The 23123-nt window shown below is 46.1% G+C and carries 24 protein-coding genes and 1 tRNA gene; 22 read left to right on the top strand and 3 right to left on the bottom strand.

Annotated features, from left to right (window positions below; translation table 11 throughout):
- Nucleotides 1-35: 35 nt before the first annotated feature.
- The 4 genes from rpmF (at nucleotide 36) to acpP (ending at nucleotide 2461) form a co-directional block, all read left to right on the top strand.
- Nucleotides 36-218 (top strand): 50S ribosomal protein L32, encoded by a 183-nt coding sequence (gene rpmF / locus ACE3T3_RS12725; protein WP_004279227.1) that lies wholly within the window; start codon nucleotides 36-38, stop codon nucleotides 216-218.
- 205 nt (nucleotides 219-423) lie between these two features.
- Nucleotides 424-1410, top strand: a complete 987-nt coding sequence (fabD, locus tag ACE3T3_RS12720) for an ACP S-malonyltransferase (protein ID WP_374667489.1) — start codon at nucleotides 424-426, stop codon at nucleotides 1408-1410.
- Nucleotides 1407-2141, top strand: a complete 735-nt coding sequence (gene fabG, locus ACE3T3_RS12715) for a 3-oxoacyl-ACP reductase FabG (RefSeq protein WP_374667487.1) — start codon at nucleotides 1407-1409, stop codon at nucleotides 2139-2141. The genes fabD and fabG overlap by 4 nt, the downstream gene beginning before the upstream one ends.
- 83 nt (nucleotides 2142-2224) lie before the next feature.
- Nucleotides 2225-2461, top strand: a complete 237-nt coding sequence (gene acpP / locus ACE3T3_RS12710; RefSeq protein WP_067669528.1) for an acyl carrier protein — start codon at nucleotides 2225-2227, stop codon at nucleotides 2459-2461.
- Between the two features lie 645 nt (nucleotides 2462-3106).
- Here acpP and ACE3T3_RS12705 read toward each other — a convergent pair.
- Nucleotides 3107-3574, bottom strand: coding sequence for an Lrp/AsnC ligand binding domain-containing protein (locus tag ACE3T3_RS12705; protein ID WP_374667485.1), 468 nt, complete (start codon nucleotides 3572-3574; stop codon nucleotides 3107-3109).
- A gap of 140 nt (nucleotides 3575-3714) precedes the next feature.
- Here ACE3T3_RS12705 and ACE3T3_RS12700 point away from each other — a divergent pair, with 140 nt between their 5' ends.
- From ACE3T3_RS12700 to ACE3T3_RS12675, 6 genes are all read left to right on the top strand, one after another.
- A complete protein-coding gene (locus tag ACE3T3_RS12700; RefSeq protein ID WP_374667483.1) occupies nucleotides 3715-4974 on the top strand; it encodes a D-amino acid dehydrogenase in 1260 nt (419 codons plus the stop codon).
- A gap of 72 nt (nucleotides 4975-5046) precedes the next feature.
- Nucleotides 5047-6198: an alanine racemase gene (gene alr / locus ACE3T3_RS12695; RefSeq protein WP_374667481.1), complete on the top strand. Its 1152-nt coding sequence runs from the start codon at nucleotides 5047-5049 to the stop codon at nucleotides 6196-6198.
- A gap of 113 nt (nucleotides 6199-6311) precedes the next feature.
- The gene (locus tag ACE3T3_RS12690; protein ID WP_374667495.1) at nucleotides 6312-6674 is read left to right on the top strand and encodes a RidA family protein; all 363 of its coding nucleotides are present in this window, start codon (nucleotides 6312-6314) and stop codon (nucleotides 6672-6674) included.
- 128 nt (nucleotides 6675-6802) lie between these two features.
- Nucleotides 6803-8230: an amino acid permease gene (locus tag ACE3T3_RS12685; protein ID WP_374667479.1), complete on the top strand. Its 1428-nt coding sequence runs from the start codon at nucleotides 6803-6805 to the stop codon at nucleotides 8228-8230.
- 260 nt (nucleotides 8231-8490) lie between these two features.
- Nucleotides 8491-9594 (top strand): acyltransferase family protein, encoded by a 1104-nt coding sequence (locus ACE3T3_RS12680; RefSeq protein WP_374667477.1) that lies wholly within the window; start codon nucleotides 8491-8493, stop codon nucleotides 9592-9594.
- A 217-nt stretch (nucleotides 9595-9811) separates the two neighbouring features.
- The gene (locus ACE3T3_RS12675) at nucleotides 9812-11089 is read left to right on the top strand and encodes a hypothetical protein (protein WP_374667475.1); all 1278 of its coding nucleotides are present in this window, start codon (nucleotides 9812-9814) and stop codon (nucleotides 11087-11089) included.
- A 49-nt stretch (nucleotides 11090-11138) separates the two neighbouring features.
- On the opposite strand, the gene hemJ is transcribed toward ACE3T3_RS12675, so the two are convergent.
- Nucleotides 11139-11591 (bottom strand): protoporphyrinogen oxidase HemJ, encoded by a 453-nt coding sequence (gene hemJ, locus ACE3T3_RS12670; RefSeq protein ID WP_374667473.1) that lies wholly within the window; start codon nucleotides 11589-11591, stop codon nucleotides 11139-11141.
- A 66-nt stretch (nucleotides 11592-11657) separates the two neighbouring features.
- A complete protein-coding gene (locus tag ACE3T3_RS12665) occupies nucleotides 11658-12887 on the bottom strand; it encodes a beta-ketoacyl synthase N-terminal-like domain-containing protein (RefSeq protein WP_374667471.1) in 1230 nt (409 codons plus the stop codon).
- A 270-nt stretch (nucleotides 12888-13157) separates the two neighbouring features.
- Here ACE3T3_RS12665 and ACE3T3_RS12660 point away from each other — a divergent pair, with 270 nt between their 5' ends.
- The 12 genes from ACE3T3_RS12660 to rplL all read left to right on the top strand — a co-directional run bounded on the left by ACE3T3_RS12660 (nucleotide 13158) and on the right by rplL (nucleotide 23071).
- Nucleotides 13158-14639, top strand: a complete 1482-nt coding sequence (locus tag ACE3T3_RS12660; RefSeq protein ID WP_374667469.1) for an EcsC family protein — start codon at nucleotides 13158-13160, stop codon at nucleotides 14637-14639.
- A 156-nt stretch (nucleotides 14640-14795) separates the two neighbouring features.
- A complete protein-coding gene (rpsL, locus tag ACE3T3_RS12655) occupies nucleotides 14796-15170 on the top strand; it encodes a 30S ribosomal protein S12 (RefSeq protein ID WP_000246374.1) in 375 nt (124 codons plus the stop codon).
- A gap of 179 nt (nucleotides 15171-15349) precedes the next feature.
- Nucleotides 15350-15820, top strand: coding sequence for a 30S ribosomal protein S7 (gene rpsG / locus ACE3T3_RS12650; RefSeq protein ID WP_005011815.1), 471 nt, complete (start codon nucleotides 15350-15352; stop codon nucleotides 15818-15820).
- A 130-nt stretch (nucleotides 15821-15950) separates the two neighbouring features.
- On the top strand, nucleotides 15951-18086 hold the full coding sequence (fusA, locus tag ACE3T3_RS12645) for an elongation factor G (RefSeq protein ID WP_374667466.1): 2136 nt from the start codon (nucleotides 15951-15953) through the stop codon (nucleotides 18084-18086).
- 95 nt (nucleotides 18087-18181) lie between these two features.
- The gene (gene tuf, locus ACE3T3_RS12640) at nucleotides 18182-19372 is read left to right on the top strand and encodes an elongation factor Tu (protein ID WP_374667464.1); all 1191 of its coding nucleotides are present in this window, start codon (nucleotides 18182-18184) and stop codon (nucleotides 19370-19372) included.
- Between the two features lie 49 nt (nucleotides 19373-19421).
- A tRNA-Trp gene (locus ACE3T3_RS12635) sits at nucleotides 19422-19497 on the top strand.
- 76 nt (nucleotides 19498-19573) lie between these two features.
- Nucleotides 19574-20014 carry a preprotein translocase subunit SecE gene (gene secE, locus ACE3T3_RS12630; RefSeq protein ID WP_374667462.1) on the top strand — a complete coding sequence of 147 codons (441 nt, stop codon included), beginning with the start codon at nucleotides 19574-19576 and terminating at the stop codon, nucleotides 20012-20014.
- 7 nt (nucleotides 20015-20021) lie between these two features.
- Nucleotides 20022-20555 (top strand): transcription termination/antitermination protein NusG, encoded by a 534-nt coding sequence (nusG, locus tag ACE3T3_RS12625; RefSeq protein WP_005006980.1) that lies wholly within the window; start codon nucleotides 20022-20024, stop codon nucleotides 20553-20555.
- A gap of 116 nt (nucleotides 20556-20671) precedes the next feature.
- Nucleotides 20672-21100, top strand: a complete 429-nt coding sequence (gene rplK / locus ACE3T3_RS12620; RefSeq protein ID WP_004868049.1) for a 50S ribosomal protein L11 — start codon at nucleotides 20672-20674, stop codon at nucleotides 21098-21100.
- Nucleotides 21101-21103: 3 nt separating this feature from the next.
- Nucleotides 21104-21799, top strand: a complete 696-nt coding sequence (gene rplA, locus ACE3T3_RS12615) for a 50S ribosomal protein L1 (protein ID WP_374667459.1) — start codon at nucleotides 21104-21106, stop codon at nucleotides 21797-21799.
- 348 nt (nucleotides 21800-22147) lie between these two features.
- Entirely contained in the window at nucleotides 22148-22654 is a 507-nt protein-coding gene (gene rplJ / locus ACE3T3_RS12610; RefSeq protein ID WP_374667457.1) for a 50S ribosomal protein L10, read from the top strand.
- Between the two features lie 48 nt (nucleotides 22655-22702).
- Nucleotides 22703-23071: a 50S ribosomal protein L7/L12 gene (rplL, locus tag ACE3T3_RS12605; RefSeq protein WP_374667455.1), complete on the top strand. Its 369-nt coding sequence runs from the start codon at nucleotides 22703-22705 to the stop codon at nucleotides 23069-23071.
- Nucleotides 23072-23123: the final 52 nt, after the last annotated feature.

Here is a 23123-nt window from a genome sequence, read left to right as displayed (position 1 = left end):
CTGATCCATTTTTTCGATCTTTGTAAGGAGCCATCATGGCCGTTCAGCAAAACCGTAAAAGTCGCTCTCGCCGTGACATGCGCCGTTCACATGACGCTTTAACCGAGAATGCATTAACTGTAGACCAAGCTACTGGCGAGACTCACCGTCGTCACCACGTATCTAAAGATGGTATCTACCGTGGTCGTCAATTATTCGCTAAAGCATCTGCTGAATAATTGATGATGTATTAAGCGTCAAGCTTAGTAGAAAAAATGGGAGCGTTAAGCTCCCTTTTTTTGTGCCGATTTTTGTTGTATTTGGCAATTACCTAATGCAAATTTAAATGTTAAATTTCCGCCCACATATGAACTCATATGAGGTCTTGCTGAAATAATGAACATTTAGTCATGTCTCAGCATATCTTAATTAAAGGATTTTTTTATGTCTGCTAAACAACTCGAGCAAGCGGCCCTGGCAGCGAAAACTGCATTTTTGTTTCCTGGCCAAGGTTCACAAAAAGTCGGCATGCTGGCTGATCTTGCAGAACAGTTTAGCGGTGTTCAGGCGACATTTGCTGAAGCATCGGAAGCGGTTGGTTTTGATTTATGGCATATCGCGCAAAGCGGTGAAGGGCTGAATCAGACTGAATTTACTCAGCCGGTACTGCTGACAGCCAGCATTGCGTTATGGCGCGTGTGGCTGGAGCTGGGCGGTGTAGTGCCGAAATACTTGGCAGGCCACTCTTTGGGTGAATACAGCGCATTGGTGGCTGCTGGCGCCATGACCTTGGGTGATGCTGTGAAATTGGTGAACCTGCGCGGCAAGCTGATGCAGGATGCAGTACCGCAAGGCGCGGGCGCAATGGCTGCAATTTTGGGCTTTGATGATGACAAAGTCATTGAGCTGTGCGCGCAAGCCAGCGCATTAGGCCAAGGCAGTGTTGAAGCGGCGAACTTTAATGCGCAAGGCCAAGTGGTGATTGCCGGCACTAAAGATGCGGTTGATGCTGTGATTGCTTTGGCGAAAGAAAACTCAGGCAAAGCGATTGCCTTGCCGGTATCTGTGCCATCGCACTGTTCATTGATGAAGCCTGCCGCTGAGAAGTTTGCAGAAGCTTTGGAACAAACTGCCATTGAGCTGCCGGGCATACCTGTAATACAAAATGTCAACGCGGAAATTGCTGCTGATACGGCGCAATTGCGTCAGGCATTGACTGCGCAGCTGTATCAGTCTGTGCAATGGACTAAAACCATGCAGTTCATTCAGGATCAAGGGGTTCAGTATGTGGCTGAATGCGGTCCGGGCAATGTGCTTGCGAATATGGCGAAACGCCTGCCGAACATCGAAAAAGCATTTCCACTCGACTCTACTGGTCGCTTGGAAGATGCACTAAACGCCATTTTAATGGCTGAAGGGAAAATTGCATGACACAAGAACGCAAAGTTGCACTGGTTACAGGTGCAAGCCGGGGGATTGGCGCAGCCATCGCTCAGCAGCTGATTCAAGACGGTTATTTTGTTGTTGGCACAGCAACTTCTGAATCAGGCGCAGAAAAACTGGCAGCTGCTTTTTGCGGCAACGGTGCAGGCAAAGTGCTGGATGTGCGTGATGGTGCAGCGATTGATGCATTGGTGTCTGACATTGAGCAAAATTATGGCCCAGTGCTTGCATTGGTGAACAATGCCGGCATTACCAAAGACAACTTGCTGCTTCGCATGTCGGAAGACGATTGGGATGATATTTTGAACATTCATCTGAAAGCTGTCTACCATTTGTCTAAACGTGTGCTGAAAGGCATGACCAAAGCGCGTTTTGGCCGCATTATTAATATCAGTTCTGTGGTTGCGCATTTTGCCAACCCAGGTCAGGCGAACTATTCAGCGGCCAAAGCCGGCATTGAAGCGTTCAGCCGCAGCCTTGCAAAAGAAATGGGCAGCCGTCAAATCACAGTGAACTGTGTGGCGCCTGGCTTTATTGCAACAGAAATGACAGAACAGTTGAGCGAAGAAATTCGTAAGAAAATGAGCGATCAGGTGGCTTTAGGCCGTTTAGGTGAGCCTCAGGATATTGCTGATGCCGTAGGTTTCTTAGCTTCAGACAAAGCAAGTTACATTACTGGTACAGTGTTACATGTAAATGGCGGTTTATACATGGCTTAAGGCTAAGTATAAACTTCCCAAATTTTTTATATTCAATTAAACTAACGGCATTAAAAACGCCACAAGCAATGAGGAGAATTCCTGTGAGCGATATCGAACTACGCGTTAAACAAGCAGTAGCTGAACAACTGGGCCTTAAAGTTGAAGAAATCAAAAACGAAGCATCTTTCATGGATGACTTAGGTGCTGACTCTCTTGACCTGGTTGAGCTTGTTATGTCTTTCGAAAACGACTTCGACATCACTATTCCAGATGAAGATTCTAACGAAATCACAACTGTTCAATCTGCAATTGACTACGTTTCTAAGAAACTGGGTTAATTTCTGATTTTTCAGCTTTGCTGAAACAAGAAACCGCCAATTTTGGCGGTTTTTTTGCGGCTGAATTTTATGGCTGCTTTTATTTGAGACGAAGGCTCTTCCGCTCATGGCGATATAAAGTCATAACTATCTAAAGCTATATATCAGCCGGTTTGTTTTCCTCTATAAAATAAAGCTTCAGCCTGTTCCAGCCAATTCAAACTCTGCGATTAAAAGCCAGAATTCAAAAAGGAAGCTGAAAAGGAAGCTGCAAACCATCAGACGCTTTGGGTTCTGCCTCAGGCCTTGGCAAAAGAATGCGGCGTCAGCTGAATCAAGCCGCGCCGGTTCATGTCCCGCGGATTAAGACGTTGCCAGAGATTGAAAACAAGTTTTATACGCTGACGTCAGATAGCAGCAGATTCAAACGCTCAAAATTGATGATGCAGCCGATCCATGCTGCAAAATTTTGGCGCTAACCGGCGATTGCTGGAAACTACGGATGCTGTTTTTTTAAGGATCAGATACAGTATATTCCCGCCTGGATTTCTGTTCAAAATTAAAAAAAACTGCCGAAGATTCAGCGGTTTTTGGGGCGAATCAGTCAATTGAAGATGGCTGCTATGCTGTTTGACTTGGTTGTTTGCCTTGCGTGAGCAGATTGCTTTAAGCGTCCAGATCCAAATATAAGCCTTCTTTCACTTCTTCCATCACCACATAGCTATGAGAAGATGCCGATGCCGGCAGTTTTTTTAAAAGATTGCCCAGCAGTTTGCGGTAGGTGCTCATTTCTTTTAAACGCGCTTTAACTAAATAGTCGAAGTCTCCTGAAATCAGGTGGCATTCCAGCACTTCAGGAATTTCAGATAAATCCCGCGCGACTTGTTCAAAAACATCACCTGATTTTGCCGAGAGTTTAATCTCCAGAAAAACCAGCAGGCGCTTATCGACTAATTCTGGATTCAGCCGTGCATAGTAGCCCATGATGATGCCATCGCGCTCCAGCCGTTTGACCCGCTCTGAACAGGGGGTTGTGGAGAGGTTGACTTGGGATGCTAACTCGCTGATCGCGATGCGCCCATTCTTTTGCAGAATGTCTAAAATCATGCGGTCAATACGGTCTAATTTACGCATTTATTTTTCCCTGTCTTTTTTGTAATTACACGACAAAACATGTGAATCAACTGAAATAAAGTCTTTAAAACAGTAAGATTAACTATTTAACCCAAAATATACTAGTTAAATAAACTAGGGATAAGGTCAAGGTCAAGACTATGCGTGTAATTGTTTTAGGCAGCGGTGTGATTGGTGTTACCAGCGCTTATTATTTGGCAAAACAAGGTGCTCAAGTCACCGTATTGGATCGCCAGTCTGGACCTGCAGAAGAAACCAGTTTTGGTAATGCTGGCCAAATCTCTCCGGGCTATTCGACTCCATGGGCAGCGCCGGGTATTCCTTTTAAAGCGGTGAAGTGGATGTTCCAGCATCATGCGCCATTGGCTGTGCAGTTGGATGGCAGCATGTGGCAATTGCAGTGGATGATGCAAATGCTGAAAAACTGTGGTGCGGACCAATATGCAATCAATAAAGAACGTATGGTGCGTGTTGCGGAATATAGCCGTGATTGCTTACGTACTTTGCGTGATGAAACGGGCATCAGCTATGAAAACCGTTCAAAAGGTACTTTGCAGTTGTTCCGTAAAGATTCACAGCTGGAAGCGGTGCAGCGTGATATCGAAGTATTAAAAGAAACGGGTGTAGAGTTTGAATTGCTGGATCGTGATGGTTTAAGCAAAGTTGAGCCTGCATTGGCAGAAGCTAAAGATAAATTGGTCGGTGGTCTGCATCTGCCAAATGATGAAACCGGTGATTGCTACCTATTTACCAATGCTTTGGCTGAACAGGCTAAAACACTTGGTGTTGATTTTCAGTTTAATCAAAATGTTGAAAAACTGATTGTAGAAGGCGGTGAAATTAAAGGTGTGTTGGTCAATGGCAAAGTTCTGACGGCAGACCGCTATGTTTTGGCTTTTGGCAGCTATTCACGTGATTTCTTAAAACCGCTGAATTTGGATTTGCCAGTTTATCCAGTGAAAGGTTATTCATTAACTGTGCCGATTGTGGATCCAAGCCATGCACCGCAATCTACCGTATTGGACGAAACCTATAAAATCGCCATTACCCGCTTTGACAACCGTATCCGCGTAGGCGGTATGGCGGAATTAAGCGGCTTTAATTTAGGCTTGAATCAAGACCGCCGCGGCACATTGGAAATGGTCACTCGTGACTTGTTCCCAGGCGGTGATTTAGAACAAGCCTCGTTCTGGACCGGCTTACGTCCGATGACACCGGATAGCACACCGATTATTGGGCGGACAAAGTACAACAATCTCTTCCTAAATACCGGTCATGGCACATTGGGTTGGACTATGGCGTGCGGTTCAGGAAAATTGATTAGTGATCTTGTACTGGGACAACAGGCCGAGATCAGCACAGAAGGCTTATCGCTGCAGCGTTACGCGCATGCAGCATAAAGAATGCGGTTTGCAGGGTAAGTAGCTCGGCAAACCGCATTTTTGTTATTTATAGATTCAAGGAAGAAGAGCATGTCACGGCCGATACAAGCTGTCATTCATTTAGATGCCTTAGCGCATAATTTGCAGGTGGCGAAGCAATTTGCTAGACAGAATGTGTCTGATGCACACGTTTATGCGGTGGTTAAAGCCAATGCTTATGGTCACGGCATAGAGTGCGTCTATGAGGCGTTCAAACACGCAGATGGTTTTGCTTTGCTGGATATTGCCGAAGCTAAACGCCTGCGCGCTTTGGGTTGGCAAGGGGATATTTTGCTGCTGGAAGGTATTTTCAGTCTGCAAGATTTACTGGACTGCCATCAGCTTAAATTGAGTTTCAGCGTGCATAGCGCACATCAAATCGACTGGCTGCGCCAATTTCAATACAGCTATCCGCAGGCGCAGTTTGATGTTTTTGTCAAAATGAACTCAGGTATGAATCGTTTGGGTTTTACTCCTGAAGCCTATGCTGAAGCATGGGTCGAGCTGCAAAAAATGAGTATTGTCCGTAGCCTGACACACATGATGCATTTTTCAGATGCAGATGGTGAGCGTTTTGGTGAATCAGGTATTCAGTATCAATATCAATGTTTCCAGCAGATGGTTCAGCAGTTTCCTGCACCAGTTACTGTCAGTAACAGTGCTGCAATTTTGCGCCATTCAACGGCGCTGCAGTCCAATATTGCCCGCAGTGGCATCATGCTTTACGGCAGTTCTCCTGATTATCCACAGCATACGATTCACGATTGGCAGCTGCAGCCAACGATGACGCTGCGTACCGAAATTATCGGTGTGCAGACTTTGCAGGCTGGGCAAAGTGTCGGCTATGGCTCGAACTTTGTGGCAGAAAAAACCATGCGTATCGGTATTGCCGCTTGTGGCTATGCTGATGGTTATCAGCGTGTATCGCCAACGGGTACGCCTGTACTGATTGATGGTCAGGCATCAGGTCTGATTGGCCGCGTCAGTATGGACATGCTGGCGGTGGATTTAACCCATTTGCCTGACAGTGACATTGGTTCGGAAGTGGTGCTGTGGGGCAAGGCTGCAAATGGCGCAGTACTGCCGATTGATGATATTGCAAAAGCCTCAGGCACAGTTGGTTATGAACTGATGTGCGCTGTGACTCAGCGCGTCCCTTTTACGGTCGATGCAGGGCGTATTCCAGCTGAGTCTGCAGCCTAATCATCGATTCAACAGATTATTCAAAGACTGAAAATTCAGTCGAATATTTTTAATTTTACCAGTCTATAACGGGCACTGCCTTAGTGCCTAAAGATGAAAATGTACAAGGAAGCATGACCATGTCAGACCCTATTCAACGATTCGGCAGCAATGATTTTATGAGCGCAGTCACAGTGTTTAACCAAGTGGTTTACCTCTCTGGACAAGTGCCGAAAAATTCGGAAGCAGGGATTGAAGCGCAGACTTTGGATGTGCTGAACACCATTGATCAATTGCTGGCTCAAGCGGGCAGTGACAAATCTAAAATGTTATCTGCACAGCTTTTCCTGAAAAATCTTTCAGATTTTAAAATTGTAAATGCGCTGTGGGCAGAATGGCTGAAAGACTCACCAAAACCTGCACGTGCCACCATCCAAGCGGAGCTGGTTAATCCAGACTGGCTGATTGAAATTGCGGTCACTGCTGCACAACCTTAAGTTGTGCAGTTTTTTATTTTTGAATCTTCCATGCTTGCTTCGGCAGTTTTAGCTCAATAGGACATTGGGCAGGGCAGTTAGCGTTAATCGAGAACTGCGCCGCTGCAAGTATTATAAGGACATCAACTATGGCTACACATCAAGATGACGTGCAATCGTCGCCTCATGAACTACAGCGCAAGCTGTCTAACCGTCATTTACAGCTGATCGCCATTGGCGGCGCTATCGGCACGGGCCTATTTATGGGCTCGGGTAAAACCATCTCCTTGGCTGGACCATCCATTCTGTTCATTTACATGATTATTGGTCTGATGTTTTTCTTTTTGATGCGCGCGCTAGGTGAAATCCTGCTGTCGAATTTGCACTATAAATCCTTTATCGATATGGCGCATGATCTGATTGGACCGGGCGCAGGCTACTATATTGGCTGGTCGTATTGGCTGGGCTGGGTTTTAGTCGGTATTGCAGATTTGGCTGCCATTATTAACTATTTAGGCTTTTGGCTGCCGCCCGATGTCGGCTTTACCCCGATGGGGCAGGCGCTGATTAGTGCAGGCTGTGTGCTGCTGGTTTTAGGTTTGAACTTGCTGACGGTCAAGCTGTTTGGTGAAGTGGAGTTTTGGTTTGCCTTAATCAAAATTTTGGCGATTTTAGGCCTGATTGTGATTGGCGGTTTTATGGTGTTTAGTCACTTTCATTCGCCAGATGGCACTGCATCGAGTTTTAGCAATGTTTGGTCGCATGGCGGCATGTTTCCCAAAGGCTCAGACGGTTTCCTTGCTGGTTTCCAGATTGCGCTGTTTGCTTTTGTCGGGGTTGAGCTTTTAGGCACCATGGCTGCTGAAACCAAAGACCCCGAAAAGAACTTGCCGAAAGCCGTCAATGCGATTCCAACCCGAATTATCCTGTTTTATGTGCTGTCTTTGTTTGTGGTGATGTCGGTAACACCGTGGGATAAAATTCCAGCAGATCAAAGTCCATTTGTATCGCTGTTCCTGCATGCGGGTATTCCAGTTTCAGCCATTATTATGAACTTGGTGGTGCTGTCATCGGTCATGTCATCCATGAATAGCGGGGTGTTTTCAACTTCACGTATGCTGTTTGGTTTGGCGCGAGGCGGTCAGGCACCGCAAGCGTTGGCGCGATTATCTAAGCGTGCTGTCCCTGCTCAAGGCTTAATTTTCTCTTGCTTCTTTATTATGGCGGGTGCGGGGCTGCAGTACTTTGTACCGAATACCATTGAAGCCTTCACTTTGGCCAGTTCACTGTGCGTGATTTTATTTATCAGTATTTGGGCGCTGATCATGGTCTGCTACTTGCGCTACCGTAAACAGCAGCCGGAGAATCATGCCAAATCGACCTTTAAAATGCCGGGCGGTGTATGGATGAGCTATATCGTTTTAGCCTTTCTATTCTTTGCTTTGGTTATTTTGAGCTTGGAGCCGGATACGCTTAAAGCGCTGATGATCAGTCCGCTGTGGCTGGTGATTTTGGCAGTTACTTATCGTGTTCTGTATTTGCCGCGTGTGAAACGGCGGATGCTGGAACAGCTCTGATTGATTTTTGCGCAGTACAGAAATCTTATCATCAAGGCTCGCATCATGCGGGCTTTGATTTTTGGGATTGCAGCGAAGTGCAGTATATTTATTGGTTATAGAGTGAATGCGTGAGAGAGGGAGAATGAATCTTCTAGGCTCTATCCGCCAGATATTATTAACAAGAAGAGATACATCATTGGTAATAATTAAAAACTGTATTTTCCTTCAATTTAGCTTTTAATAGTTCGGTAAAAATTCAATAACAGATTCAGCATCTTATGCGCAATGAAAAAATAGATCTTCTTCGAGGCATTTCCATCCTTTTGGTGCTGCTGCATCATTTTAATATTCCTTACAAATTGCACGATACCTTTTTAGGCGTCCAGATTTTGGGTGAAAGCCTCAGTACGCTGATTGCCCGCAACGGCAATTATGGTGTGACCATGTTTTTTGTCATTTCCGGCTTTTTAATTACCCAGCATACGCTGCAGCGCAGCGGATCCTTGGCGCACATTCGGCTGAAAGATTTTTATGTGCGCAGGATTGCGCGGATTATCCCTTGCCTGGTGCTGCTCGTGGCGATGGTCACGTGTTTAGGCAGTTTAGGCCTGAAGCCGTTTATCAATCAGGCGCCCAATGGCATTGAAGTGTCTTATGGGCTGACAGTGCTGTCCGCTTTCAGCTTTTGGATGAATCTGCTGATTATTGAATACGGCTGGGTGAATTATGCCTTGGGCGTGCTGTGGTCGTTGTCTGTCGAAGAAGTTTTTTATCTGGTTTTTCCTTTGCTGTGTTTGAGCTTGGGCCGCGGCAAAGGCTGGATAATTTTTTTACTGGCGGTTATCGCTTATGCGCCGTATTTCCGCTGGCTGCATTTTGGCGAAGAAAGCGGCGCCTATCTGTATCATTATTTTTCCAGTTTTGACGGCATCGCAATCGGCTGTTTGACCGCGCTGTATGCGCAGCATTTTAAAGGCGCGCTGCGGCATTCTAAGCTGATTGTTGTTTTCACTGCGCTGCTGATGTGCGCGCTGTATCTGCATGCGCCGATTAAAGAAGTCAGCACATGGGGGATCAGTGCCTTTGCTGGGCTGACAGCTGTGCTGATATTCTGTTTTGCGCAAGATCCGCAAACGCAGGCGCAATCTTTCGGTTCGCGCGCCTTGGTGTGGATCGGTCAGCGCAGCTATGAAATGTATCTGTTTCATTTGATTATTTTGGGGCTGATGAAAGTGGTGTATTTTCCTAAAGAAACCCTGCCGATTGAAAAATTGATGCTGCTGCCGGCATATTTTATTGCGGTATTCCTGCTGAGCTGGGCGATAGAAAAATATTATTCAACGCCGCTGAATGTAAAAATTCGCAAAACATGGCTGCATTGAAGCTCAATCGCAAGCTTGAGCGGTACGGTGGATTGCTGAGGGCAGAATATTCCATCTTGAAAATATTGTACGGCCACAATGCGCCCGTCGCTGTGCAAAGCGGTTTTAAAACGGGAGCGGATTGACAGGAAGAATCAATCGGAAATGTTTGGGTGCATTGAATTTTTCTTATTGTTGAATAATATAGGATAAATGATAAGCGATAAAAAAATTAAAAATGAAACATAAGCTTTGGGCTGGACTGAGTGCTTTCTTTATAGTGATCTGTTTGCTCATTGCGGCTGCGGCCAAGTGGATGATCACCGATGAGCCTTTAAGCGCAAGCTCAAAAAAACACTTAAAAACAGATCTGCTTTATCATCCAGATACTGAACAGCATCCTTATTTTGCGTTCTTGGGGCTGGATGCCAAGGATCAGGCGGACGCTGATGCGTTAGGCCGCTACCGTTACCATCAGGAATGGGCCAACTACATTCAAAATCAGAACGCCCTGCAGCAGCCTGAAATTGATCAAGGATTGAATCAGAGCCTCACACGTGCAGATCTTTCTGATGCGGAAAAACAGCTGCTTCACCAATTGCAGCAAGATTTGCATCAGGCTTCGGATGAATTTGAACAGCGTATCTTGGACAATCAAACCGCGCTGCAAAAGCTGATCAAGCGGGAAGCCGTTCCTTTAAAGCGCCTTTCTGGGCTGCTCCAGCAGAATCAATATGTTTCTTTGGTGCTGCCGCCGCAAGCGGTCTCTCCCAATTACAGCTATGTTCGCCACTTGCAGATTTTGACCTTGGCGAATATTGAACTGAATGCCGCAGATCAGCTGTCTGAGTACAGGGCGCAATTCCAGCAGGCGCATGATTTCACCCAAAACCGGCTGTCGCTCATTGAGAAAATGCTCATGCAAAACTGGATGAGCCAGATGATTGATCAGATCCGGCGAGAACAGCAGCGGATACAGGCGAAAACGAATTTGCTAGCGTTAAGCCCGGAGCAATTAAGTTTGCAGGCAAGTTTGGAAAATGAACTGGCCGCGCAATATTTAGTCACGCAATATCTGGCGCAATTTTATGCTGCCGATGGGAAGAAGATGTCGTGGGTGTATTTGCCGAATAAAACCTTCAATGCGATTGCAGAGCAGAACGCATTGTATTGGTCATTCTCAGCTGTGCCGTACACGGAATTGGAACAGAAACTCGGCGCAATTGAGCATCCTGTGAAATCAAAATGGCGGTTGAAAAATTCAGTCGGGCATATTTTGTCGCAAGTCAGCGCGCCGAACTATGAGCGCTATATGGTGATGACACAGGTGCTCAATAATAAGATTTTGGCCTTTAATGCCGTGAATCAGGGGTACCGAAGCATGGCTGAACTGAATGATCCTGCTGAGGGCCGGCGGTATTTCGAGAAAGCCGGCAAGCTGTGTATCGAGCCGCCATATCCAAAGGAAAAAATTGCCGGCCTGCAGCTGAAAACAGACAGCTGTGTTGATATTTAGGGCATAAAAAACCTCCGTGCCGGAGGTTTTTTGTTTTATAGATTTGCACTTAGAACGTCGGTTTGACCACCACTAAAATCACCACGGCAAATAAAATCAGCGTCGGCATTTCATTAAAGAAGCGCCAGAACTTATGCGATTTGTAATGCGCATTGCCAATCAGCTTTTTGCGGTAATAGCCGCAGACAAAGTGGTAAATCACCAGCAAGCCGACCAAGCCGACTTTAAGGTAAAACCACAGCGCTTCATGATAGTGCCGCGTTGCATCGCCCCAATCCACTAAAAAGTGCGCCGTGATCAGTGTGCCGACCATTGCAGGCCACATAATGCCGCGGTACAGCTTGCGTTCCATCACTTCAAAGCGCTGATGGCTGACGGCATCATCACTCATGGCATGGTAAACATAAAGGCGGGGGAGATAAAACAGCGCTGCAAACCAGCATACAACGGCGATGATATGTAATGCTTTGACCCAGAGGAAAGCATCTGATGGAGCATCCATAATGTACCCTTAAAAGGGCGGTGGGCATGCTATTTGGCACCGAAGCGCCAAATAGCAGGCTTTAAATCAGCCTTCCCATTTTTTGAAAATGAGGCAAGCGTTTACACCGCCAAAACCGAAACTGTTACTCATCACAGTATTCAATTTTGCGTCGCGTTTTTCAAGCACGATATCAAATGGTTTTGCGCCTTCGTCGAGTTCAGTCACGTTGATGTTCGGTGCAATAAAGTCATTTTGCATCATCAGGACAGAATAAATCGCTTCTTGCACGCCGGCAGCGCCAAGGCTGTGGCCTGTCATCGATTTAGTTGAGCTTAGAGGAGGCACTTGACCTTCACCGAATGCGCGCTCCATCGCTTTAAGCTCAGTCACGTCGCCCGCAGGAGTAGACGTCCCATGTGTGTTCACATAGTCAATTTTGTCTACGCCGTGCTGTTTCGCTTCGTCTAAAGCCATCAGGATGCAGCGTGTTGCGCCTTCGCCAGATGGAGCAACCATGTCTGCGCCGTCAGAGTTTGCGGCATAGCCGACCACTTCCGCCAGAATGTTCGCGCCGCGCGCTTGAGCATGCTCTAAAGATTCAAGCACCACGAAACCGCCGCCGCCTGCAATCACGAAACCGTCGCGGTCCGCAGAATATGGACGGGATGCTGTTTCAGGTGTGTCATTGTATTTAGAGCACAGTGCGCCCATCGCATCAAACAATAAGCTTTGAGACCAGTGATCTTCTTCACCGCCGCCCGCCAGCATCAAATCCTGTTTTCCTAATTGGATCAGGTTGTATGCGTAACCAATTGCATCTGCAGAAGTTGCGCATGCGCTGGTAATCGTGTGTGCAACGCCTTGCATTTTGAAGGCTACGCCCACGTTGGCAGTAATGGTGTTGGTCATGTTGCGCGGCACAAAGAACGGGCCGATTTTACGCGCGCCTTTAGTGTCCAGCAGTTCTTTCATTTCAACGACAGAAGCTGTAGAACCGCCGCCTGAACCGCCGGCAATGCCGTAACGCGGATTGCCGCCGATTTGTTCAGCCGTCAAGCCTGCATGCTCTACGGCAGCAACGGCTGCATTGTAGGCATACATTGCGCACACGCCCATGAAGCGCTTTAAGCGGCGGTCAATGCCGTCAAAGTCTTGCTCAGCAGCTGCGCTGACATGGCTTTTAAAATTCAGTTCCGCATAAGTCGGATTAAAACGTGTGCCTGAAATCCCGTTTTGCAAAGAGTTCGTCACATCTTCCAATGTATTACCAATGCATGAGTTGATCCCCATACCAGTGATTACAACACGTTTCATCTACAGATCCCTTTATGTGAGGTAGAGAGGCGCAAGCCCTGCGTGTTGCAAACACTGCAGCGGTGCGCGTCTCATGTTGTTCAATTGCAATTATGATAGCAGAAAGATTTTTGAATTCTTATGGCAAATCCTATGCCTATTGATGCCGGTGCAGAATGGTGCAGAGTTGGCCGATAAATTAACTAAAAGATACACAATGATATTGAGATAAACTCAGACAGCACCTAGTATTTATCAATAATTTCAAGAATTGAAGATGCGGGGGAGTGAATGGCGGATTCTAATAATAAACAGTCAGCTGGATTCTTATCAAATGCCTTTGGAGTGGCTAAAAAGCTCAGCAAGACCGGTGTGTCCATGCTGAATCATGTGGCGCCGGACTCCGTGGCGAAGTATGTGCCTGCTGAAAATCAAGCGCAGGCGATTGAAGGCGCCGCGCAGGATAAAGGCCTATTCAATGTCAAAAGCTATGACAGCCCGCAGCACGTGCTGCGGGAACATGTTCCGGCTGTATCGCGGCAGCTGCTGGGAAGCCACTACAGCAAACTGAATAATGTCGCGAATTTTGTCTCGCCGCAATTTTCAGACAAGCTTTCAGATTATCTATTTGGACAGCTGAATCAATTCAGCAACCGCGTCAGCTCTGTGGATGATGTGCTGGATCAGGCCGGCGTGCGCGATTTGGAAGAATTGACGCAGGATGTCGACCGCTCCAGACGCCTCAGCCAAGCCTTGGCGGAGCAAAACAAATGGATTGCCTCGCTGCAGGGCGCGGTAACTGGCGCAACAGGCGTGCTGGGTTCAGCGGTTGATATTCCTGCATCGCTGGTCATGTCCCTGCGGGTAATTTATCAAGTCGGCCGTTCATACGGATTTGATTTGAGCAAAGAAAGCGATCAGGACATTGTGCAGCATATCTTCAAGCAGATTGATCTGGGCGTTATTGCAGAGAAGCAAGCCTTGCTGATGGCGTTAAAGGCATTTTCCAGCACCATTCAAAACAGCGATATCAGCCAATTGCAGCAAATGCTGGGTTCGAGCAACGATGCTGAAGTGCTGAAAAAATACTTCTTGGATGGCAATGGCCAGTATAAATGGGCATGGCTGAATCAAATGCCGAAAATCTCCATGCTGGATAAGCTGGCGAAACTGACGCCGCTGGCCAGCGCAGGCATCGGCGCTGTATATAGCCGCCGTTTAGTGGATGAAGCCAATCAAAAGGCGCAAGAGGTGTTTTCTCACGCGCGTGAATACCTGATTCAGCATGCCGATCACCAGCTGTCGCCATTGGCTGCCTATGAAAAGTCATTGGAACTGCTGGCGCAGGCTGCGCCTAAATTGCTCGGCACATTGAAAGAGCTTGAACAGGGCTTGATTGAGCCTGTCCTGGATCAGGCCATTGAAATAGCCGGCAGTCCAACGATCAGACGGGTAAAAGTGCTGAAAAAAGGCCAGGCGGCCAAAGCAGAGCCTGAAGAAACAGATGAGCAGGTATCTGCAGAGCTGGACGCTTTGGCGAAAAAAGAAGTTGCGCCAAGCGATGCGGTTCCGCCGCAAAAACCGGCTTTATCTGAAACTTTAGCGGAAGCGGCTGATGCAGATGAGCCTGAGGACAGCTATTTTGCCGCGGCAGAAAATACTGCGGCTGCAGACGTTCAGCCAGAACTTGAAGCGGCAAAAGCGCCGGAAACGGTCAAAAAACCTGCAAGAAAAAGAGTTACAAAAAAGCCTATCGATGAGCAGCCTGAATAAGCTGTTTATTCTGCGCTGAAAAAATGATCAAAACATAGTCCGGTCAAGAATTGGCAGCGTGCTGAATCTTGACCATTTATAGATCCTGAATTACAATTGCATGCCCTCAAAAAGCAGTATGTTTTTGGGGCTTTTTATTAACGGGAGAATTGCCACATGGCAACAACAAATCAGTTGATCCGTAAGGGTCGCACAACTTTAGTTGAAAAATCTAAAGTTCCTGCGTTGAAGGCTTGTCCGCAACGTCGTGGTGTTTGTACACGTGTTTACACAACTACACCTAAAAAACCTAACTCAGCAATGCGTAAAGTTTGCCGTGTTCGCTTAACTTCAGGTTTCGAAGTTTCTAGCTACATCGGCGGTGAAGGCCATAACCTGCAAGAGCACAGTGTTGTTCTTATCCGCGGCGGCCGTGTTAAAGACTTACCAGGTGTACGTTACCATACCGTTCGCGGTTCTTTAGACTGTGCTGGTGTTAAAGATCGTAACCAGTCTCGTTCTAAATACGGTGCTAAACGTCCTAAGAAATAATCTTTCGAGATTAAGCTCTTAGTTCATTAGAACTGCAATCCTTTATCGTCTCGCTTGTCTGATTTCTGCATTTAATTTGTGAAATTCAAGCGACGTATAGTAAGGCCAGCGAATAGCACATGACACTTTGTGCAGATGCTGGATAAACCTGAAGTGTCATATTTATTAGGTAGATTAAAATGCCAAGACGTCGCGTAGTCGCTGCTCGTGAAATCCTTCCGGATCCTAAGTTCAGCAGCCAAACAATCGCTAAATTCATGAACCACGTAATGCAAGATGGTAAAAAATCTATTGCTGAAAGTATCGTTTACGGTGCTTTAGACCGCGTTCAAGAAAAATCTAAAGTAGACCCAGTTGAATTTTTCGAGACTACTCTTGAAAAAGTTCGTCCTATGGTCGAAGTAAAAGCTCGCCGTGTCGGCGGTGCTACATACCAAGTACCTATGGAAGTGCGCCCATCCCGTCGTACTGCCTTAGCTATGCGTTGGTTAGTAGATGCTGCTGCTAAGCGTTCTGAAAAAACTATGGCTTTACGTCTTGCTGGCGAGCTGCTTGATGCAGCTGAAGGCAAAGGCGCAGCGATCAAAAAACGTGAAGATGTGCACCGTATGGCTGAAGCCAACAAAGCCTTCTCTCACTACCGTTTCTAAGCGGATAAAACAGGCCCTAATCAGGAGGGTGGCAAATCAGTTGTCACTGTTTTGTCATCAAAGCGCTTTAAGTTGCTATGCAGCTTAAAGCGTCCTGTTTTAATAACAAAATTTAGGAATGCAAGAAATCATGGCTCGTCAAACCCCAATTTCTCGTTATCGTAACATTGGTATTTCTGCACACATCGATGCCGGTAAAACAACCACTTCAGAACGTATTTTGTTCTATACAGGTCAAAGCCACAAACTTGGTGAAACTCACGAAGGTTCTGCGACTACTGACTGGATGGAACAAGAGCAGGAACGTGGTATTACCATTACTTCAGCAGCAGTAACATGCTTCTGGTCAGGTATGGGCAACCAGTTTGATCAACACCGTATTAACGTAATTGACACCCCGGGACACGTTGACTTCACAATCGAAGTTGAGCGTTCTATGCGTGTTCTTGACGGCGCGTGCATGGTTTACTGTGCTGTAGGCGGTGTTCAGCCTCAGTCAGAAACTGTATGGCGTCAAGCAAACAAATATAAAGTTCCGCGTATTGCGTTCGTTAACAAAATGGACCGTACAGGCGCGAATTTCTTCCGCGCAGTTGAACAAATGAAAACTCGCTTGGGTGCAAACCCAGTGCCTATCGTTGTTCCAATCGGTGCTGAAGAAAACTTCCAAGGTGTTGTTGACCTTATCGAAATGAAAGCGATTATCTGGGATGAAGCATCTCAAGGTATGAAGTTTGAATACGGTGAGATCCCAGCTGACCTAGTAGAATTGGCGCAAGAATGGCGTACTAACATGGTTGAAGCTGCTGCGGAAGCATCAGAAGAACTCATGGACAAATACCTGGAAGAAGGCGATCTTACTAAAGAAGAGATTGTTGGCGGTCTGCGCACACGTACATTGGCGAACGAAATTCAGCCGATGATGTGTGGTTCTGCGTTCAAAAACAAAGGTGTTCAACGTATGTTGGACGCTGTAATTGAATTCTTGCCTGCACCTACTGACGTTGAAGCGATCAAGGGTATTCTTGACGACAAAGACGAAACTGAAGGTTCTCGTGAAGCGTCTGACGAAGCGCCGTTCTCTGCGCTTGCGTTCAAAATCATGAACGACAAATTCGTTGGTAACTTGACATTCGTACGTGTTTACTCTGGCGTTCTTCAAGCAGGCAGCCCTGTTTATAACCCAGTGAAAATGAAGCGTGAGCGTATTGGCCGTATCGTGCAAATGCACGCAAACGACCGTCACGACATCGAAGAAATTCGTGCGGGCGATATCGCAGCATGTGTTGGTCTTAAAGATACAACAACTGGTGATACGCTTTGTGATGAAAACAATATCATTACGCTTGAGCGCATGGAATTTCCTGAGCCAGTAATTGCGCTTGCAGTTGAACCTAAAACTAAAGCTGACCAAGAAAAAATGTCAGTTGCTTTAGGCCGTTTGGCGAAAGAAGATCCATCGTTCCGTGTTCGCACAGACGAAGAATCTGGCCAAACAATTATTGCTGGTATGGGTGAGCTTCACCTTGACATCATCGTTGACCGTATGAAGCGTGAATTCGGTGTTGAAGCGAACATTGGTAAGCCAATGGTTTCTTACCGCGAAACGATTAAAAAATCAGTTGAGCAAGAAGGTAAGTTCGTTCGTCAAACTGGTGGTAAAGGTAAATTCGGTCACGTATACGTACGTCTTGAACCGCTTGCAGAAGATGCTGGCAAAGACTACGAATTCGCTGAAGAAGTTGTTGGCGGTGTAGTACCTAAAGAATTCTTTGGCGCGGTTGACAAAGGTATTCAAGAACGCATGAAGAATGGTGTACTTGCTGGTTACCCTGTTGTGGGTATCAAAGCGACATTGTTCGACGGTTCTTACCACGATGTCGACTCTGACGAATTATCGTTCAAAATGGCAGGTTCTTATGCCTTCCGTGACGGTTTCATGAAAGCGGATCCTATCCTGCTTGAACCGATCATGAAAGTTGAAGTGGAAACTCCAGAAGACTACATGGGCGATATCATGGGTGACTTAAACCGTCGCCGCGGTATGGTTCAAGGTATGGATGACTTGCCTGGCGGCACTAAAGCGATCCGCGCTGAAGTTCCGCTTGCTGAGATGTTTGGTTACGCGACTCAAATGCGTTCTATGTCTCAAGGCCGTGCAACATACTCTATGGAATTTGCTAAATATGCTGAAACTCCACGTAACGTGGCAGAAGGCATCATTTCTAAATTCCAAAATGGCGGTAAAAAAGGTGACGACGAGTAATCTTTCGATTACTATAAGCCCAAACTAATTCATAGTTAAAAACCAAAATCGCTTATGGAGTTTTCCCTCCATAAGCAGTTTAAAAGGAAGATCTCATGGCTAAGGCTAAGTTCGAACGTAATAAGCCACACGTTAACGTGGGCACAATTGGTCACGTTGACCATGGTAAAACTACTTTAACAGCTGCTATCGCAACTGTTTGTGCTAAAAAATTCGGCGGTGAAGCGCGTGATTACGCAGCGATTGACTCTGCTCCAGAAGAAAAAGCACGTGGTATTACAATTAATACTTCACACGTAGAATACGATTCTCCAATCCGTCACTACGCTCACGTAGACTGCCCGGGCCACGCCGATTATGTTAAAAACATGATTACTGGTGCTGCTCAAATGGACGGCGCGATTCTTGTATGTGCTGCGACTGACGGTCCAATGCCGCAAACTCGTGAACACATCCTTCTTTCTCGCCAAGTAGGCGTTCCATACATCGTTGTATTCTTGAACAAATGTGACCTTGTAGACGACGAAGAGCTTCTTGAATTGGTAGAAATGGAAGTTCGTGAACTTCTTTCTACTTATGACTTCCCAGGCGACGACACTCCAGTAATCCGCGGTTCTGCTCTTGCAGCGTTGAACGGCGAATCTGGCCAGTATGGCGAAGATGCTGTTGTAGCTCTTGTTGAAGCGCTTGACACTTATATCCCAGAACCAGAACGCGCAATCGACAAAGCATTCTTGATGCCAATCGAAGACGTATTCTCAATTTCAGGCCGTGGTACAGTAGTAACTGGCCGTGTTGAATCTGGTATCGTTAAAGTTGGCGAAGAAGTTGAAATCGTTGGTATCAAAGATACAGTTAAAACAACTGTAACTGGCGTAGAAATGTTCCGTAAACTTCTTGACGAAGGCCGTGCGGGCGAGAACTGTGGTGTTCTTCTTCGTGGTACTAAACGTGAAGACGTTCAACGTGGTCAAGTATTGACTAAACCAGGTGCAATCAAACCGCACACTAAATTCGACGCAGAAGTATACGTGCTTTCTAAAGAAGAAGGCGGCCGTCATACTCCATTCCTTAACGGTTACCGTCCACAGTTCTACTTCCGTACAACTGACGTAACTGGCGCTATTCAATTGAAAGAAGGCGTTGAAATGGTTATGCCTGGTGACAACGTAGAAATGTCAGTAGAGCTTATCCACCCGATCGCTATGGACGCTGGCTTACGCTTCGCGATCCGTGAAGGCGGCCGTACAGTTGGTGCTGGTGTAGTTTCTAAAGTTACTGCATAATACAAGTTGTAAACATGAATCGAGGGCTTAGGCTCTCGATTTATTCTGCAGGTCAGTAGTTCAATTGGTAGAGCGTCGGTCTCCAAAACCGAATGTTGGGGGTTCGAGTCCCTCCTGGCCTGCCAAAATTTTTTAAAAAGAAGCTTGATGCTGGCTAAACTGGTCATATAATAAGTCGCGAATCCTACGACGAGTACAAAAATGTCGAATGATAAATCGCGTGACGCATTGAGCGACGCGCCAATTCCTCAAAGAAATAATTCAGCTGAAGTGGTAAATTCCGGTTCTCCCTTAGATATAGTTCTCTGGGTCATCGCTTTGACTTTATTGGTCGGAGCAATGCTTGCGAATCAGCACCTTCCAGCGTATTGGGCGCCTGCAAATGATATTTGGGTGCGCGTTGGGGTAATTTTGGCTTGTATCATCGTGGCTTTAGGTTTATTATACGCCACCCATCAAGGCAAAGGCTTTATCCGTCTGTTGAAAGATGCGCGGATTGAGTTGCGTCGTGTGACTTGGCCTACCAAGCAGGAAACTGTGACCACATCTTGGCAAGTTCTTGCTGTAGTCATTATTGCATCCATTGTTTTATGGTGCTTTGACTATGTTTTAGGCTGGTTAATGAAGTTTTTTATCGGGTAAGAGAGCTATGAAACGTTGGTACATTATTCATGCCTATTCAGGTTATGAAAAACAGGTGTTACGCTCGCTTAATGATCGAATCCAGCGCAGCGCTGTAGCCGATAGCTTTGGTGAAGTCCTTGTCCCTACTGAAGAAGTGGTGGAAATGAAGGATGGCAAAAAGCGCAAATCAGAGCGTAAATTCTTTCCTGGCTATGTCCTAGTCGAAATGGAAATGAATGATGAAACTTGGCACATTGTTAAAGAATGTCCAAAAGTATTGGGTTTCATCGGCGGTACAGCAGAAAAGCCTGCACCGATTACGCAAAAAGAAGCTGATGCGATTCTTGCACGTGTACGCAATACTGGTGAAGCGCCTCGTCCGAAGACGATGTTTGAGCCAGGCGAAGAATTATTGGTAATTGACGGTCCATTCACCGACTTTAAAGGCGTGGTGGAAGAAGTTCTTTACGAAAAATCGCGCTTAACGCTGACGATTAATGTATTTAACCGTCCAACGCAAGTTGAATTGGAATTTCGCCAAGTCGAAAAATCAGTTTAATTTAAGCTGGCTGGTAAACGCCCGATTTTTTATGAATCGGGCATTGTTGTTGTAACGGTATCGTTACTTTAAATATATGGGGAGCCTAACGGCGTTTGTACCCAGAGGTAATTGAAATGGCTAAGAAGATTGACGGCTATATCAAGCTGCAAGTTCCAGCTGGTAAAGCAAATCCATCTCCACCGATTGGTCCTGCACTAGGTCAACGCGGTGTTAACATCATGGCATTCTGTAAAGAATTCAATGCTGCGACACAAAAAGTTGAAGCTGGTCTTCCAATTCCAGTCGTGATCACTGTGTACAACGACAAGTCGTTCACATTCATCATGAAAACTCCGCCTGCTGCGATTCTTCTTAAGAAAGCTGCCGGCATCCAAAAGGGTTCAGCTGTACCGAACAAAACCAAAGTTGGTAAGTTGACTCGCGCTCAATTAGAAGAGATTGCGACTACTAAAGAACCAGATTTAACTGGTGCTGATTTAGACGCACGTGTACGTACCATTGCTGGTTCTGCGCGTTCTATGGGCTTGGAAGTGGAGCTATAAGACATGGCTAAATTAACTAAACGTCAAAAAGCCATTGCTGCTGCTGTAGAAGCAAACAAAGTTTACACTTTGGAAGAAGCAGTTCAAGTTCTTAGCAGCCTTCCTGCTGCAAAATTCAAAGAATCTTTGGATGTTGCTGTAAACCTAGGTGTTGACCCTCGTAAATCTGACCAAGTTGTCCGCGGCGCGACTACACTTCCTGCAGGTACTGGTAAAACTGTACGTGTTGCTGTGTTTGCTCAAGGCGCTGCTGCTGAAGCTGCTAAAGCTGAAGGCGCAGACATCGTTGGTTTTGATGACCTTGCTGAAAGCATTCAAGCGGGCAACCTTGACTTTGACGTAGTAATTGCAGCTCCGGATGCAATGCGCGTTGTAGGTAAGTTAGGTACAATCCTTGGTCCACGCGGCTTAATGCCGAACCCTAAAGTGGGTACAGTAACTCCTGACGTAGCTGGCGCTGTTAAAAACGCTAAAGCTGGTCAAGCACGTTACCGTGTAGACAAAGCGGGTATCATCCACGCTGCGATCGGTCAAGTAGGTTTCACTGCTGAAGCTGTTCGTCAAAACGTTGAAGCACTTGTTGCTGACCTGAAGAAAGCAAAACCTGCTACTTCTAAAGGTATCTACATTCAAAAGATCACTTTGAGCTCAACTATGGGTCCTGGTCTTGTTGTTGATGTAGCAAACGTTTCTAAATAAGCTTGACTTATTAAAGAATTTTAAAGCCCTGAGTAAAGTTTGAAGCGTAGCTTCAAATTTTATGCAAGAAAGAATATTTGCTTCACTCGAAGCATAGCTTCTCATCTTGCGGGTCGGCAAAGCGTTGCTTTGCTGATCGCCCCTCAGGCAAACTTTGAATTGATAAATGTAAATTTGTCAGCGTCAAAGACCTCGGGCGAGGGGAGTTTTATGCTTCCTTCTTAATCAACCAGCCTGAGTAGACGCGGTGGTGTGATTTGTTCCTCCTCCGCGTGCTGGTTCAGCGATGAACCGGCGAATTGGGAGTGCATTTTTTGAATGCATAAATCACCGTTAGGAGGTTTTACAATGGCTCTTCTTATCGAAGGCAAAAAACAGATCGTAGCTGAAGTAACTGAAGTTGCTTCTGTTGCATTTGCTGCTGTTGTTGCTGACTACCAAGGTTTAACCGTAGAGCAATTAACTGCTTTACGTGTTGAAGCTCGTAAACTAGGTGTTAAGACACGTATCGTGCGTAACACTTTGGCTAAACGTGCGCTTCAAGATACTCAATTCAATATCTTGAGCGAAGACCTTGTTGGTCCAACAATTTTAGCTTTCTCAACTTCTGAAGACGACATGGGCGCAGCTGCTCGCTTGTTTGAAGAATTTGCTAAAACTAACAAAGCATTTGAACTTAAAGCTGCTGCATTTGACGGCAAACTTTATAAAGGTGCTGAAGTTAGCGTTATCGCGAATCTTCCAAACCAAGAAAAAGCGCTTACTATGCTTGCAAACGTTCTTCAAGCTCCTATTTCGAAATTGGGCCGTCTTATTACAGCGCTCAAAGAGAAAAACGAGTCAGAAGCTGCATAAGCTTAAATCACTTTACACACCATTCAATACCCATTTGGAGTTAATCTCATGGCTTTAACAAACGAAGAAATCTTAAACGCAGTTGCTGAAAAAACTGTTCTTGAACTTGTTGAACTTATTTCTGCTTTCGAAGAAAAATTCAACGTATCTGCTGCTGCTGTAGCTGTTGCTGCTGCTCCTGGCGCTGCTGCTGCTGCTGAAGAACAATCAGAATTCAACGTTGAGTTGACTTCTTTCGGCGCGAACAAAGTTGCGGTTATTAAAGCAGTTCGTGAAGCTACTGGCCTTGGTCTTAAAGAAGCTAAAGACATCGTTGAAGGCGCTCCTTCAGTGATCAAAGAAGCTGTTTCTAAAGAAGAAGGCGAAGAACTTAAGAAAAAACTTGAAGAAGCTGGTGCTACAGTTACACTTAAGTAATCTTAAGGGGAGCCGATTTTTTTATAATCGGCTCCAGAAAATGGCTGATGGC

It is taken from the genome of Acinetobacter sp. (assembly GCF_041919735.1).
Taxonomy (GTDB): Bacteria; Pseudomonadota; Gammaproteobacteria; order Pseudomonadales; family Moraxellaceae; genus Acinetobacter.
This window is presented reverse-complemented; position numbering and strand designations above follow the sequence as displayed.